The 13,902-nt window shown below is 65.7% G+C and carries 14 protein-coding genes; 5 read left to right on the top strand and 9 right to left on the bottom strand.

Annotated features, from left to right (window positions below; genetic code table 11):
- Positions 1 to 99 precede the first annotated feature (99 nt).
- Positions 100 to 609: a divisome-associated lipoprotein DalA gene (dalA, locus tag MXB90_RS12590; RefSeq protein WP_462982303.1), complete on the top strand. Its 510-nt coding sequence runs from the start codon at positions 100 to 102 to the stop codon at positions 607 to 609.
- Positions 610 to 666: 57 nt separating this feature from the next.
- Here dalA and MXB90_RS12585 read toward each other — a convergent pair whose 3' ends face one another.
- From MXB90_RS12585 to hslO, 6 genes are all read right to left on the bottom strand, one after another.
- Positions 667 to 1,203, bottom strand: coding sequence for a L,D-transpeptidase family protein (locus MXB90_RS12585; protein WP_250045447.1), 537 nt, complete (start codon positions 1,201 to 1,203; stop codon positions 667 to 669).
- 102 nt (positions 1,204 to 1,305) lie between these two features.
- The gene (locus MXB90_RS12580; protein WP_250045445.1) at positions 1,306 to 2,532 is read right to left on the bottom strand and encodes a class I SAM-dependent RNA methyltransferase; all 1,227 of its coding nucleotides are present in this window, start codon (positions 2,530 to 2,532) and stop codon (positions 1,306 to 1,308) included.
- 56 nt (positions 2,533 to 2,588) lie between these two features.
- The gene (locus MXB90_RS12575; RefSeq protein ID WP_462982302.1) at positions 2,589 to 4,415 is read right to left on the bottom strand and encodes an ABC transporter ATP-binding protein; all 1,827 of its coding nucleotides are present in this window, start codon (positions 4,413 to 4,415) and stop codon (positions 2,589 to 2,591) included.
- A 54-nt stretch (positions 4,416 to 4,469) separates the two neighbouring features.
- The gene (locus MXB90_RS12570) at positions 4,470 to 5,612 is read right to left on the bottom strand and encodes a CCA tRNA nucleotidyltransferase (RefSeq protein WP_250045443.1); all 1,143 of its coding nucleotides are present in this window, start codon (positions 5,610 to 5,612) and stop codon (positions 4,470 to 4,472) included.
- Positions 5,609 to 6,205 (bottom strand): CoA pyrophosphatase, encoded by a 597-nt coding sequence (locus MXB90_RS12565; protein ID WP_250045441.1) that lies wholly within the window; start codon positions 6,203 to 6,205, stop codon positions 5,609 to 5,611. Before MXB90_RS12565 ends, MXB90_RS12570 begins: the two co-directional genes overlap by 4 nt.
- Positions 6,198 to 7,217 carry an Hsp33 family molecular chaperone HslO gene (gene hslO, locus MXB90_RS12560; protein ID WP_250045440.1) on the bottom strand — a complete coding sequence of 340 codons (1,020 nt, stop codon included), beginning with the start codon at positions 7,215 to 7,217 and terminating at the stop codon, positions 6,198 to 6,200. The genes MXB90_RS12565 and hslO overlap by 8 nt, the downstream gene beginning before the upstream one ends.
- Before the next feature lie 88 nt (positions 7,218 to 7,305).
- Between hslO and MXB90_RS12555 the strand changes: the two genes are divergently transcribed.
- Positions 7,306 to 7,755 (top strand): NUDIX hydrolase, encoded by a 450-nt coding sequence (locus tag MXB90_RS12555; protein ID WP_250045437.1) that lies wholly within the window; start codon positions 7,306 to 7,308, stop codon positions 7,753 to 7,755.
- Between the two features lie 12 nt (positions 7,756 to 7,767).
- Here the strand turns inward: MXB90_RS12555 and MXB90_RS12550 are convergent, their stop codons facing one another.
- Positions 7,768 to 8,964: a PP2C family protein-serine/threonine phosphatase gene (locus tag MXB90_RS12550; RefSeq protein WP_349665909.1), complete on the bottom strand. Its 1,197-nt coding sequence runs from the start codon at positions 8,962 to 8,964 to the stop codon at positions 7,768 to 7,770.
- 216 nt (positions 8,965 to 9,180) lie between these two features.
- Here MXB90_RS12550 and MXB90_RS12545 point away from each other — a divergent pair, with 216 nt between their 5' ends.
- The gene (locus tag MXB90_RS12545) at positions 9,181 to 9,510 is read left to right on the top strand and encodes an Hpt domain-containing protein (protein ID WP_250045432.1); all 330 of its coding nucleotides are present in this window, start codon (positions 9,181 to 9,183) and stop codon (positions 9,508 to 9,510) included.
- An 18-nt stretch (positions 9,511 to 9,528) separates the two neighbouring features.
- Here the strand turns inward: MXB90_RS12545 and ilvA are convergent, their stop codons facing one another.
- Complete coding sequence (gene ilvA / locus MXB90_RS12540) at positions 9,529 to 10,776, bottom strand: threonine ammonia-lyase IlvA (RefSeq protein ID WP_250045430.1); 1,248 nt, start codon at positions 10,774 to 10,776, stop codon at positions 9,529 to 9,531.
- Positions 10,777 to 10,950: 174 nt separating this feature from the next.
- Between ilvA and MXB90_RS12535 the strand changes: the two genes are divergently transcribed.
- Positions 10,951 to 12,180, top strand: coding sequence for an argininosuccinate synthase (locus tag MXB90_RS12535; protein ID WP_250045428.1), 1,230 nt, complete (start codon positions 10,951 to 10,953; stop codon positions 12,178 to 12,180).
- A complete protein-coding gene (mog, locus tag MXB90_RS12530) occupies positions 12,177 to 12,713 on the top strand; it encodes a molybdopterin adenylyltransferase (protein ID WP_250045426.1) in 537 nt (178 codons plus the stop codon). Before MXB90_RS12535 ends, mog begins: the two co-directional genes overlap by 4 nt.
- Before the next feature lie 21 nt (positions 12,714 to 12,734).
- Here the strand turns inward: mog and MXB90_RS12525 are convergent, their stop codons facing one another.
- Positions 12,735 to 13,877 carry an alkane 1-monooxygenase gene (locus tag MXB90_RS12525; RefSeq protein ID WP_250045423.1) on the bottom strand — a complete coding sequence of 381 codons (1,143 nt, stop codon included), beginning with the start codon at positions 13,875 to 13,877 and terminating at the stop codon, positions 12,735 to 12,737.
- Positions 13,878 to 13,902: the final 25 nt, after the last annotated feature.

The following is a 13,902-nucleotide window of genomic DNA, read 5'->3' as shown; positions in this document are numbered from 1 at the left end:
ATCAAACGGATGTCATCACGCCTGTTCACGCAACTGTGGGTTTGCGGCGCTTGGATCAAAGATGTAAGGCTCTGCGCTGTTCAGCAGAGGGTGGGCCCGATGAATATCGTCAAAGGTTTGATAATGCTTGGCGTTCTTGCGCTTGCCGCGTGTGAGCCGGCAGGCCCGCCGCTTGGCCCGGATGGCAAGCCCCTGCCGCAGATGTATCGAATCCGTCCCGGTGACGAGGCCGAAATCACCGCCCGCGTGCTTGATTCGGTCAATACGCTGCGGGCGGCGCGCAGCACCGCGCCTGTGGCGATGAACCCGCAACTGACGGCATCGGCGGCGGCCCATGCGCGCGACATGGCCGCGCAGAACCGGCCCTGGCACTTCGGTTCGGATGGCTCGTCCCCGTTGGATCGCGCGCGCCGGGCGGGTTATATGGGCCAAATCCTGGGGGAAAACATCTCGGAAACCTTCGAGACCGAGATCGAGACGCTGTCCGCCTGGATGGCCTTGGCCGACACGCGGGACGTGATCCTGAACCCCGCCGCGCGTGATATGGGTTTTGCCTGGTTCCAGGAACCGTCCGGCAAGATCTGGTGGACGATGGTCACGGGCGGCTGACGGCCGCCGCGATCGGCACAAAGGGGCCCCGCGGGGCCCTTTTTCATGGGATGATCTTCAGGGGAAGATGAAGATCGGGGTGTGGTCGCGGACCATCGAATAGATTTCCTCGATCTCGGCGTCGGTGACTGCGATGCAGCCTGCCGTCCAGTCCCTGCTGCGACCGTTGTTCTTGCCCGCCTCGCCATGAATGAAGATGTCGCCGCCCGGCTTCTTGCCCTGGGATTCGGCATAGGCGCGGTCGCGTTCGTTCGGATAGGAAATCCCCAGCGACAGGTGATAGGCGCTGTTGCCGTTGCGCCGGTCGATCCAATAGGCCCCTTCCGGGGTCTTGCCGTCGCCTTCGAACTGCTTGTGCCCGATCGGGTTGCCGCCCAGCTTGATGTCGTATTTCTTCAGCACGTGGGTGCCGGAAATAAGATACATCTTCCGCTTTTCCTTGAAGACCTGCACCTGCGTGACCGGGGGCCCGTCATAGTGGCGGAACTTCGGGCCGCCGCCGCTATAGCCGCTGCTGTCGCCGCCGCAACCGGCAAGCAGGCTAAGCCCGCCCAAGGCCGCACTGCCCAGTAGGATCGATCTTCTTGTTTGCATGACACTGCCCGTATGCCCGCCAATCGGCTTTTGTTGTTTGGCAGAAAACTAGCGCGGATTCGTGTTTCTCGCCAGTGTTCACACGGGGCGATCACGATTGTGTCAGCGCGGCAGGCTGAAGCGCGCGGCCAGTTCGACATGGGCCGACCAGCGGAACTGATCGATCACGCGGACCCAGTCGATCCGATATCCCGCGCCGACCAAGGTTCTGGCATCGCGGGCAAAGGTGACCGGGTTGCAGGACACATGCGCCAGCACCGGCACCTGCGCCGTGGCGATCTGGGCCACCTGCGCCTCGGCCCCGGCGCGGGGTGGGTCGATCACGACCGCGTCGAACCGTGCCAGTTCGTCGGGCAACATGGGGCGGCGGAACAGGTCGCGCGTTTCGGTGGTGACGCGTTTCAGACCCTGCGCTTCACGCCAGCCCCGGTCCAGCGCGGCGATCATCGCGGCCTCGCCCTCGACGGCGTGCACCTCGGCCTGTTCGGCCAGCGGCAGGGCAAAGGTGCCCGATCCGGCGAACAGATCGGCGATCCGACCAGCCCCGCCGACGGCTTCGCGGACGGCCGCCAGCAAGGCGGCCTCGCCCTCGGCGGTTGCTTGCAGGAAGGCCCCGGCGGGCGGGGTGACGCGCGCCTTGCCGAAATGCTGGATCGGGGGGCGGCGCGCGGCCACGGTGTCGCGGTTCCAGTCCAGGCGCGCCAGATCGTGGCGCCGGGCCAGATCGGCCAGCGCCTCGAACAGGGGCGGGTCGATTTCCTTGCCGCCCTGCGCCGCGATTTCCACCCCGGCGTCGGACAGGGTCAGGGTAAAGGCCACCTCGGCCTTGCGGCTGGCGCCAAGGGCGGTCGCCTCATGCAGGGCGGGCAGCATGGCCATCAGTTCCGGGCGCAGGATCAGGCAGTCGCGCAGATCGACCAGCGTATCCGAACCGCGGGCGTGAAAGCCCACCAGCGTGCCCGTCTTGGTGCGCCGCCCCGCCAGCGTGGCACGCCGCCGCGATCGGGGTGGCGAGGTATCGACGCCGGTGACCGGTGCCTCCAGCCCCTGGCCGGCCAGCGCGACGCGCACCACCTCGGCCTTCCAGGCTTCGACGAAGCGATCCGAGGCGTGTTGCAGAACGCAGCCGCCGCAGGCGCGGTAATGCGGGCAGGGCGCGCGCACCCGGTCGGCGCTGGGTGTCACGATGCGGGGGGCGGCAATGCGACCGGCGATCACCTCGCCTTCCACAACCTCGCCGGGTAGGGCCATGGCGACATGGACGGTGCCGTCCGGGCCACGGGCCACGCCATCGGCATGCAGGGACAAGCGGTCAATCGTCAGGGGCATGGGCATCCTTTCCTTCGCGGTGGGATTAGCAGGCCCGCGCGCGCGGTGCAAAGCCCCTATTCCGCCGCCTCAGCCCCGTCCTTAAGGCCCAGGAAGCCGCCGGACTGCCGGCCCCAGTAGCGCGCATAAAGGCCACCTTGCGCCAATAACTCGGCATGGCTGCCCTGTTCCACGATCCGGCCCTGATCCAGCACGACGATCCGGTCCAATTCGGCGATGGTCGACAGGCGGTGCGCGATGGCCAGAACCGTCTTGCCCGCCATCACCCGGTGCAGCGCCGCCTGGATCGAGGCTTCGACCTCGCTGTCCAGCGCGCTTGTCGCCTCGTCCAGCACAAGGATCGGCGCATCCTTCAGGAAAGCGCGGGCCAAGGCGATGCGCTGGCGCTGGCCGCCCGACAGCTTGACCCCCCGTTCGCCCAGCGTTGCGTCATAGCCGCGGTTGCCCTTGTGGTCCTGCAGGCCAAGGATGAAGTCATGTGCCTCGGCGGCCCGTGCCGCGGCAATCATTTGATCCTCGGTCGCGTCGGGGCTGCCATACAGGATGTTTTCGCGGGCGGATCGGTTGAACATCGCGGTTTCCTGCGTGACCATACCGATCTGGCGGCGCAGGCTTTCCTGCGTGACCTTGCGGACATCCTGTCCGTCAACCAGGACGCGGCCAGCCTCGGCATCGTAAAGCCGCAGCAGAAGCGCCACGAGCGTGGATTTCCCCGCGCCCGAGGCCCCGACGATCCCCAGCCGTTCGCCGGGACGGATGACAAGGTCGATGCCTTCGACCCCTCCGGCGCGTCGGCCATAGGCGAAAGAGACGCCTTCAAAGCGGATCTCGCCGCGGGCCTTGGGCAGTTCGGCGGCGTCCGGCGCATCGGCCAGCGCATGTGGCGCGGCCAGCGTGCGCATCCCATCCTCGACCTCGCCCACGGACCCCCAGATCCCCATCAGCGCGGTGGATACCCAGCCCGACATTTGCGCGATGCGCATCGCAATCGCGCCCGAGGCCGCGATATCGCCCGCGCTGGCGGCGCCCTGCTGCCACATGACGATGGCTGCCCCCACCAGCATCACCGGCAAAATGCCCGACAGCGCCATCTGCGACATCCGGTAGGTGGTGGACACAACGCCAAAATCATGGGCGCGGGCGCGGAAGGTGGCCATTGCCCCCAGCGCGGCGCGATCTTCATGCGCGGCATGGGCGAACAGCTTGACCGTCTTGATATTTGTGACCGTATCGACGACCTGCCCCGTCACCATCGCCCGGGCCGAGGCGCGCGCCGCCGATTTGCCGCGCACCTTGGGCAGAAACCAGCGAATCAGCGACAGATACAGGATCAGCCAGACCGTCATCCCCACCGCGCCCCAGATATCGACGCCCAACAGGAAGGCGATCGAGCCGACAATCGAGGCCAGCGCAAAGGCGCCGGTATTGATGATCTCGGTCGCCACATCGGTGACGGCGCGGGCGGTCTGCATCTGCTTTTGCGCGATGCGGCCCGCAAAATCATTGTCAAAGAAGGTGACGGACTGGCCCATCGTCCAGCGGTGCAGCCGCGACAGGACCAGCGGCATCACATTGGGGTTGATCAATAGGTTCGATGCAGCCGAGGACATGCCAAAGGTGATCGGGCGCAGCACCAGGTAGAACCCGGCGAAAGCCGCCATCAGCGGCCAGTTGTCGGCAAAGACCCGGCCCGGTTCCGCCGCCAGCGCGGAATCGATCACCCACCCCAGCAGGAAGGCGGAAACCACCTCCATCGTGCCGGACAGGGCCGACAGCGCGCCGGCAAGCCAAAGGGCGGGCCATGACCCCTTCAGACACCAGCGAAAAAATGCACCAAGGCGCTGCGGCGGGGGCCCTTCGGCGGGGCGGAAGGGGTCAATCATCGGATCACTCGCTTTCATCGCCAACATATAGGGCGGTGCGGTCATATCCAAGGGTCAGGCCAGAAGCTCATCCCGCGACAGCGTAAATCCCGATGCGATCCAGCGCGCCTCAAGGTCCTGCAGGCGCGCGCCAAGCGCGGGTCCGGACAGCGCCGGCATCAGATCGGCCGCAGTGACGGGAAACCGTGCCGCCGCCCCCCGCGCCACCTCCGCCTGCCAGTCTTCGGGCGGGGCCTGGCCCAACAGCGCGGCGCGGACCAGCACCGCATTCGCGCCATCCGTTGCGCCCAGTCGATAGCCCAGGGCACCGGGCGACGGCTCTTGCCGGGCCAGGGCCAGGTTGGCAAGCCGCTTCGTCTCGGCCTTCGACAGGCGCAGGCGGTCGGCCACCCCCTCGCCCCCCAGAACCGCCAGCCGCCGGATCGGGTCGGGCGGGGTGCCGGCTTCCAGATGCACCAGTACCGCAAGCGCGCGCGCATCCGCCCCCGGCAGGACATGGCCCAGAACCCCCGCCGCCTGCATCGCGGCCAGCGCCGGGGCCGGGTCTGGCGCGGCAAGGGTCTTTTTCAACTCGGCCCCCAGACGTTCGCGCGACAGCCCCTCAAGCCCGCGCGCATGGCGGGCGCAGGCCGCCAGCCCATCCGGTTCCGGTCCCTGATCAGGGTCGCCATACCAGGCGGTGAAGCGAAAGAACCGCAGGATGCGCAAGTAATCCTCGCGGATGCGGTCGCCGGGATGGCCCACGAACCGCACCCGCCGCGCCGCCAGATCCGCAAGCCCCGTCCCCAACGGGTCCAGAACCTGCCCATCGGCACGGGCATAAAGCGCGTTCATGGTGAAATCGCGCCGCGCGGCATCGTCCTCGATCCGGTCGGAAAAGGCCACCACGGCATGGCGGCCAAAGGTTTCCACATCACGCCGGAAGGTGGTGATTTCATGGGGAAGATGATCCGCGACCACGGTGATGGTGCCATGATCAATCCCGGTGGGCACGGCTTTCAGCCCCGCAGCGGCGGCCAGTTCCATCACCCGTTCGGGCCGCGCATCGGTGGATATGTCGATATCCGACACCGCCTGCCCCAACAGCGCGTTGCGCACACAGCCCCCGACCAGAAGCCCCTGATGGCCGCCGCGATCCAGCATCGCCAGAACCTGCTGGACATGATCGGCTTCAATCCAGGCACCCGACAGCTTCATGGTGCCATCCTGTCCGCCAGCGCCCGCAGGATACGCGCGGTCGCGCCCCAGATGTAATAGGGTCCATAGGGCACCACGTAATAGTGCCGTCTTGTGCCCAGCCATCGCCGCCCCTCGATGCGGAAATTCGCAAGGCAGGCAACATGCGTCAGCGGCACGGTGAAGGCCTCGGCGACCTCGCCCGCTTCGGAGATGGGGACAAAGGGCGCGCGCACCCGGGCCAGAACCGGGGTCACCAGAAAACCGGTCACCGTCTCATGCGCCGCCATCGTGCCCAACACCTCGACATTATCGGGCGACAGGCCAATTTCTTCGTGCGATTCGCGCAGCGCCGCACCGACCGGGCCAGCATCATCGGGATCGACCTTGCCACCGGGAAAGGCGATCTGGCCGGGGTGGTTGCGCAGGTGCGAGGACCGTTTCGTCAGGTGCAGCACCACGCCATCGGCCCTGTCCTCGAACGCCAGCAAGACCCCGGCGGGGCGAAGCCTGCGCCCCTCGGGCAGGGGGGTGCCGGGGTTCAGATCGTAATCCGACGACGGCCGCCCCAGTCGCGCCAGAGCGGCAAGAACCGGGGCAAGCGGATCAGCCATCCGACGGCTCCTTGGGGGTGCCATCGGGGTTTTTCTGCGCCTCAAAGCCCAGGCTTTGCGGATCAAACACGTAATGTGCGCCGCAGAACTGGCAATCGGCGGTGACCGTGCCCTGATCGGTGGTCATATGCGCGATGTCCTTGGCCGAATAGATGGACAGCGATTCCCGCACCCGGTCCGCGGAACAGGTGCAGCCGAATTCCACCCGCTGGGGGTCGAAGACGCGCGGGGCTTCTTCATGGAACAGGCGCACAAGCAGGTCGGTGGGCTGCACCGTGGGGCCGATCAGCTCCATCTCCTCAACCGTATCCAGCAGCATGTTCACGCGGCGCCAGTTTTCCCCCTCATCGCCCTCGACGAGGTCATGGTGATGTAGCAACCCGCCCTCGCCCGACCCTTCGCCCGATGCCACGAACGGCGAGGCCTTGGGCATGTGCTGAATCATCACCCCCCCGGCGCGCCAGCGTTCGCCCTGACCGGGCAGGGTCGAACGACCATAGGACAGGGAAAACCGCGTGGGCAGCTGTTCGGACTGGGCAAAATAGGTCTCGGCGCAGGCGGCGAGCGACCCGCCCGCGATCGGGGTAATGCCCTGATAAGGCACCATTCCCTGGCCCTGATCGATCAGGATCGCGAAATACCCCGCGCCGATCTGCGCGAAGGGATCGGTCGCGGGGTCCAGCGCCTCGGCATCAAAGCTGGCCCAGCCGCGGATGCGCGCGGGCGCCCCGTCTTCCGAGGGGCCGTAGTAATCTGTCGCAATGATTCGCACCGGACCATTGCCGCGGATCTGCAGCGACAGTTTCCAGCGCAGCTTGATCGTCTGGCCGATCAGCGCGGTCAGCAAGGCAGCCTCGGCCACCAGCCCCTCAATCGCGGGGGGGTAATCGTGTTGCGCCAGAATCCGTTCCAGAACACCGTCCAGCCGGGCAACCCGGCCGCGGATATCGGACAGGTCAAGCTGAAACGGCAGGACGGTATCGTCCCAGGCGATTTGCGAAAGCGTGGTCATCAGGGTTCCTTGGGGGTTTTCGAACAGCCCGAGGGCTGGCATACCCCGGCAATATAGGCACGGCAACCGATCACCCAAGGGGCAAGCCATGATCCGACGTTTTGGTGAGGCGGTGAAACGCGGGCAGCGCTATGCCCTGCGCCCCGGTGCCTATGCCGTCCTGCGGCGGGGGCCGCGGGTGCTGGTGACCCATCAATCCTGGCCGCAGCCGGAATTTCAGCTGCCCGGCGGCGGCATCGACCCCGGGGAAAGCGCAATCCGTGCCCTGCACCGTGAGGTGCGCGAAGAAACCGGCTGGATCATCGCGCAACCCGTGCGCCTGGGGGCGTTCCGGCGGTTCACCTTCATGCCGGAATACGACCGCTGGGCGGAAAAGCTGTGCACGATCTATGCCGCGCGGCCGGTGCGGCCGGTCGGGCCGCCCACCGAACCCGCGCATCGCGCGGTCTGGCTACCCCTGGATGAGGCGCTGGAGGCGCTGGGCAATGACGGCGATCGCCATTTTCTGGCGACGGCGCTTGCGGCGCGGCGCGGCTGAACCGGGCGGCGGTCAATCCGCATTTGCCTTGGCGCCGAAGAAATCGAACACCACCGCCGAGACATCATCGGTCAGGTCGTCATCGGCATAGGCCGCAAGATCCCACATCAGCGCTTCCAGAAACGCGGGCCCCGGCAGATCGGCATGGCGCAGCATCAGATCGCGCAGCCCGTCCTCGCCCAGAAGGGTGCCCTGTGGGTCCGCAGCCTCGGTCATGCCATCGGACATCAGTAACAGCCGGTCCCCCGGCTTCAGCACGGTTTCGCTTGCCTCATAAGCCGCGCCTTCGATCAGGCCGACGGGCAGGCCGCCGACACCAATATATTCCACATCCCCGCCCGCCCGGCGCACCGCCGGATGCGGATGCCCGGCCTGGACCAGGAAGACGCGGCCTGACACAAGGTCGACATCGGCATAGACCAGCGTGAAATAGCTTTCGGTTTCCATTTCCTCCAGCACGAGGGCGTTCAGGTATGCCGCCAGTTCGGCCGGGGGCCGCGCGTCATAGATGCCGTATTCGGTCTGGATCAGCGCTATGTTCTGTTCCGGCGAGGCGCCTGACAGATAGCCTGCCAGCCGCGCCGTCATCAGCGCCGAGGTGATCCCGTGGCCCGAAACGTCGATGCCGAACAGCGCCACGCGCCGCGCATTGATCGGGAAAAAACCGACCAGATCGCCCCCGACATGGCCCGAAGGCCGCAATAGCAACGACACCTCGGCGCTGCCAAAGCTGCGGTGGCGTTCCTTGATCAGGCTTTGTTGCAGCTTTTGCGCCTCGATCAGGTCGCGGTTGATCGCCTCTTGCTGGGCGCGCAGCAGGCGGTTCTTTTCCTTCAGTTCGCGTTCCATCCGCAGGATGCGTTCGCCCGCGGCCAGGCGCGCGCGCAGTTCATCGCCGCTGACGGGTTTGGACAGGAAATCATCCGCCCCGCTTTCCAACCCCTCGGCCACCTCATTCTTTTCGGTTTTGGAGGTGAGCAGGATGAAATAGCCGTAGCCCGACCGGTCCATCCCGCGGAACCGGCGGCAGAAATCCACCCCGCTCATCCCCGGCATCATCCAGTCGGAAATCACCAGGTCGGGTTCGGATTGCGAACAGATTTCAATGGCTTCTTCCGCGGTTGCGGCCTCGACCACCTCATATCCAGATCGCGACAGCTGCGCCGACAGGATCCGGCGCTGCATCCGGCTGTCATCCACGACAAGCACCCGGCGCGCCCTGTCAGGGGCGGGGGAAGCCCGCGTCCTTTCACGATCGGCTGCCATATGCTGCAAATCAATACCCCGGAATCAATCACCCGATGATCCTAGCCAGGCCAGGCTTAACGGCAGGTGAACCGAAATCATCCTATGCAGATTAAAGCTTCGGAAATCTTTGTCCCCTAGGCTGACAGGTGGTGAAGGATACCCGTGGTGGAGGTAGTGATGATTGACTGGAACCGGGTCGCGGAACTGCGATCCGAAATCGGTGCGGATGGGTTTGCAGAGGTGTTGGACCTGTTCCTGGATGAGGTTGAAGGCGTGGTGATGCGTCTGGGCCAGCGCCCCGAAAAGCTGGAGGAGGAATTGCATTTCCTGAAGGGTTCGGCCTGGAACCTGGGCTTCGCCGCCTTTGGCGCGATCTGTCAGGATGGTGAACGCAAATGTGCGGCGGGCCAGCAGGATCTGGTCGATGTCGGCGCGGTGATCGATTGCTATGGCCGGTCCAAGGTTCAGTTCATGGCCCGCGTTGCGGAATTCTGTGACGCGGCATGATCGCCGCGTGCTGCACCGTCAGATCAGGAAATCCGCAAGCGCCTCATCCTCGGTGATGTCACGATAGCTGAAGCCGGCGGCATCAAGCTTGCCTGTCAAGTCCTGGAAGGCCCCGGCCTGCTTCGTCTCGATCCCGATCAGGACCGAGCCGAAGTTGCGCGCCGATTTCTTCAGGTATTCAAAGCGCGCGATATCGTCATCGGGGCCCAGCATGTGCAGGAATTCGCGCAATGCACCGGGGCGCTGCGGCATGCGCAGGATGAAGTATTTCTTCAGCCCGGAATATCGCTGCGCGCGTTCCTTGACCTCGGGCAGGCGCTCGAAATCGAAATTCCCGCCCGAGGTGACGCAGACCACGGTCTTGCCGCGGATATCCTCGGCCAGTTCGGGCAGGACATCGACCGACAGCGCGCCTGCGGGTTCCAGGACGATGCCTTCGACGTTCAGCATCTCCAGCATGGTGGTACAGATCCGGTCCTCGGGGGCAAGCAGAACCTGGTCCGGGCGCACCCAGTCCAGCCGTTCGAAGGTCAGCGTGCCAAGCCGCGCAACCGCCGCGCCATCGACAAAGGAATTCACCTGTTTCAGCGTCACCGGATGGCCGGCCGCTACGGCCGCGGTCAGGCTGGCGCCGCCAAGCGGTTCGACAAAGCGGAAATCGACCGTGGGCGCCACCTCGCGCAGGTAGCCGGTGACACCGGCCGCCAGCCCGCCACCACCGATGGGCAGGATCACCATGTCCGGCGCGCCGCCCAGCTGGGCAAAGATTTCCACCCCCACGCTGGCCTGCCCCTCGATCACGTCGGCATCATCGAAGGGGGACAGGAAATGCGCGCCCGCCCGTGCGCAGAAATCCTGGCTGGCGGCCAGCGTCTGGTCGAAATAGTCGCCCGTCAGCACGATTTCCACCGCCGCGCCGCCGAAGGTTCTGGTCTTGTCGATCTTCTGCTGCGGCGTTGTCACCGGCATGAAGATGGTGCCGCGCACCCCGAAATGGCGGCAGGCATAGGCGACGCCCTGGGCGTGGTTGCCGGCGCTGGCACAGACGAAATGGTCTTGCGCGGGATCGGCGGCGCGCACCTTGCGCATCGCGGTGAAGGCGCCGCGCAGCTTGTAGCTGCGCACGGGGGTCAGATCTTCGCGTTTCAGCCAGATGTCCGCGCCGTAGCGGTTCGACAGGTGGTCGTTGCGTTGCAGCGGCGTCGGGTCGAACAACTCGCGCAGCGCCTTGGTCGCCTGCCGCGCTGTCTCTGAAAAGCCGCCCATGATCCTAACCTCGCCTGACCGTCCGCCCCGTTCGGCCACGAAGCACCGCCTGTGTCAAGCCGCGCCGACCGACAAGACGGTGCCACCCCGCCTTTCACATGGCACACCCTTGCCCGAAGGGGAAAAACCCAATAGACCCCGTTGCGATATTCCTTGCGCTAAAGAGGCTGCCCCATGTCCGCGCCCAAGAAAGTTGTCCTGGCCTATTCCGGTGGTCTTGATACCTCGATTATCCTGAAATGGCTGCAAACCGAATATGGCTGCGAGGTGATCACCTTCACCGCCGACCTGGGCCAGGGCGAGGAACTGGAGCCTGCGCGCGCCAAGGCCGAGCTGCTGGGCATCAAGCCGGAAAACATCCACATCGAGGATGTGCGCGAGGAATTCGTGCGTGACTTCGTCTTCCCGATGTTCCGGGCCAATGCGCTGTATGAAGGGCTGTACCTGCTGGGAACCTCGATCGCGCGGCCGCTGATCTCGAAGCGGCTGGTGGAACTGGCGCATGAACATGGCGCCGACGCGGTGGCCCATGGCGCCACCGGCAAGGGCAACGATCAGGTGCGCTTCGAACTGTCGGCCTATGCGCTGGACCCCGCGATCAAGGTGATCGCGCCGTGGCGCGAATGGGATCTGACCAGCCGCACCAAGCTGCTGGAATTCGCCGAACAGAACCAGATCCCGATCGCCAAGGACAAGCGCGGCGAGGCGCCGTTCTCGGTCGATGCGAACCTTCTGCACACCTCGTCCGAGGGCAAGGTTCTGGAAAACCCCGCCGATGAGGCGCCCGATTACGTCTATCAGCGCACCGTCCACCCCGAGGATGCGCCCGATGAGCCGGAGATGGTGGAAATCGAGTTCGAGCGTGGCGATGCGGTCGGCATCAACGGCCAGCGGCTGAGCCCGGCCACGATCCTGACCCGTCTGAACGAACTGGGCGGCAAGCATGGCGTGGGCCGGCTGGACCTGGTCGAAAACCGTTTCGTGGGCATGAAGTCGCGCGGCGTCTACGAAACCCCCGGCGGCACCATCCTGCTGGAGGCGCACCGCGGCATCGAACAGATCACGCTGGATGCGGGCGCGGGCCATCTGAAGGATTCGATCATGCCGCGCTACGCGGAACTGATCTACAATGGCTTCTGGTTCAGCCCCGAACGCGAAATGCTGCAGGCCCTGATCGACAAGAGCCAGGAACACGTCACCGGCACGGTGCGCTTGAAACTCTACAAGGGTTCGGTCCGGACCGTGGCGCGCTGGTCGGATCATTCGCTTTATTCCGAAAAGCACGTGACGTTTGAGGAAGACGCCGGCGCCTATGATCAGAAGGATGCGGCGGGCTTCATCCGGCTGAATGCGCTGCGGCTGAAACTGATCGCAACGCGCAACGCACGGGTGGCGAAGAAATGACCGCCGCCCAGCCACGTGCCGCCATTGTGACCGTGTCCGACCGCGCTTCCAGCGGCGAATATGAAGACAAGGGCGGCCCCGGCTGCGAAGACTGGCTGCGCGGCGTGGTGACCTCGCCGCTCAGCATCACGCGCCACATCATCCCCGACGGGCGCGCCAGCGTGGCGGAAACCCTGCGCAAGCTGGTGGATGAAGGCGCCGATCTGATCCTGGTGACCGGCGGCACCGGCCCCGCCCCGCGCGATGAGACGCCCGAAGGCGTCGCGGCGGTGGTCGAAAAGGAACTGGCCGGCTTTGGCGAGGAAATGCGCCGCGCCTCATTGCGCGAAGTGCCCACCGCGATCCTGTCGCGTCAAAGCGCGGGCATTGCGGGCAAGTCGCTGATCATCACCCTGCCCGGCAAGCCTTCGGCGATTGCCACCTGTCTTGATGCGGTGTTCGCCGCTGTGCCCTATTGCCTTGATCTGATCGGCGCGGCGCGGATTGAAACCGATCCGGCCAGAATCGCCGCCTTCCGCCCGAAGCAGGGCTGATACGGTCCGCGCGGCTGCGCGTCACGCCGATCCGCGCGGCAGCGGCGTCTTGCCCTTGTTGTAATCTTCCCAGTCGGTGATGTGCGGATAGTGCTGCCGCCGCCAGGCGCGCACGCGCGGGTTCATCCGCCGCCGCCAGAGCGGCGGGATCATCGCCATCGCGGCCATCGCGGGGTAGCCCAGGGGCAGCTGCGGCGCGTCTTGCGGGGGGTAGGTCTGCAACAGGGGAAAGCGGCGTTCAGGTTTGAAATGATGGTCGGAATGGCGCTGCAGGTTGATCAGCAGCCAGTTCGACGCCGTTTGCGGCGCATTCCAGCTGTGCCGCGGCAGGACATGTTCATAGCGCCCCTCGCCCCGGCATTCCCGCGTCAGGCCGTAATGTTCGATGTAGTTGGTCAATTCCAGCTGCCAGATCGCGACAAAGGCCTGAAAGGCGAACAGGCCCAGCCCCGCCCAGCCGCCCAAGGCAAAGGCAAGCACCAGCGCCGCCCCCTGTAGCGCGGCGTAGCGCCAGAACGGATTGCTGCGGTGCCAGACGGGCCGGCCCGCCCGGGCCAGCATCATCGATTCCGCCCGCCAGGCCGAGGCCGGGCAGTCGCGCAAAACGCGCCAGAAAAAGCGGTGGAAGCCTTCGTTGTAGCGCGCCGTCACCGCATCGCGGGGGGTGCCGACATAGCGGTGGTGCACCAGCAGATGTTCGGTGCGGAAATGGGAATACAGAACCATCGCCAGCAGCAGATCGCCCAGCCAGCGTTCAGCGGGGCTTTTTTGATGCAGCAGTTCATGGGCATAGACGATCCCGATCGACCCCGAGATCACGCCCGCGCCGAAAAACAGGCCCAGCGTTTCGGCCAGGCCCAGATGATCGGTGTGGGTGGCCCACCAGATCAGGCCGAAAATCGTCAGGAACTGGACCGGAAACCAGATCAGGGTGATCAGCCGGTACCAGAACAGGTCCGTCTCGGGGGTGGTGGGGTCGGGGTTGTCCTCATTCAGGCCCAAAAGCGCGTCCAGCAGGCTGACCATCACCCAGCCATACATCGGCAGCAGCAGCACCGACCAGCCGCCCGCCACCGCCCCCAAAGCGGCCAGCGGCACCATCCCCAGCGACAGCCAGAAGGGCAGGGCGCGACCGGGGCGGCGGATGTCGGCGGCAGGGGACATGGGTTCCTCGGTACGGGCACAGTAT

The sequence above is a fragment of the Phaeovulum molybdatiresistens genome, from assembly GCF_023544865.1.
In the GTDB taxonomy this organism is placed as follows: Bacteria; Pseudomonadota; Alphaproteobacteria; order Rhodobacterales; family Rhodobacteraceae; genus Pontitalea.
Note: the sequence above shows the minus strand (reverse complement) of the source record. Positions and strands in the feature narration are given on the sequence as shown.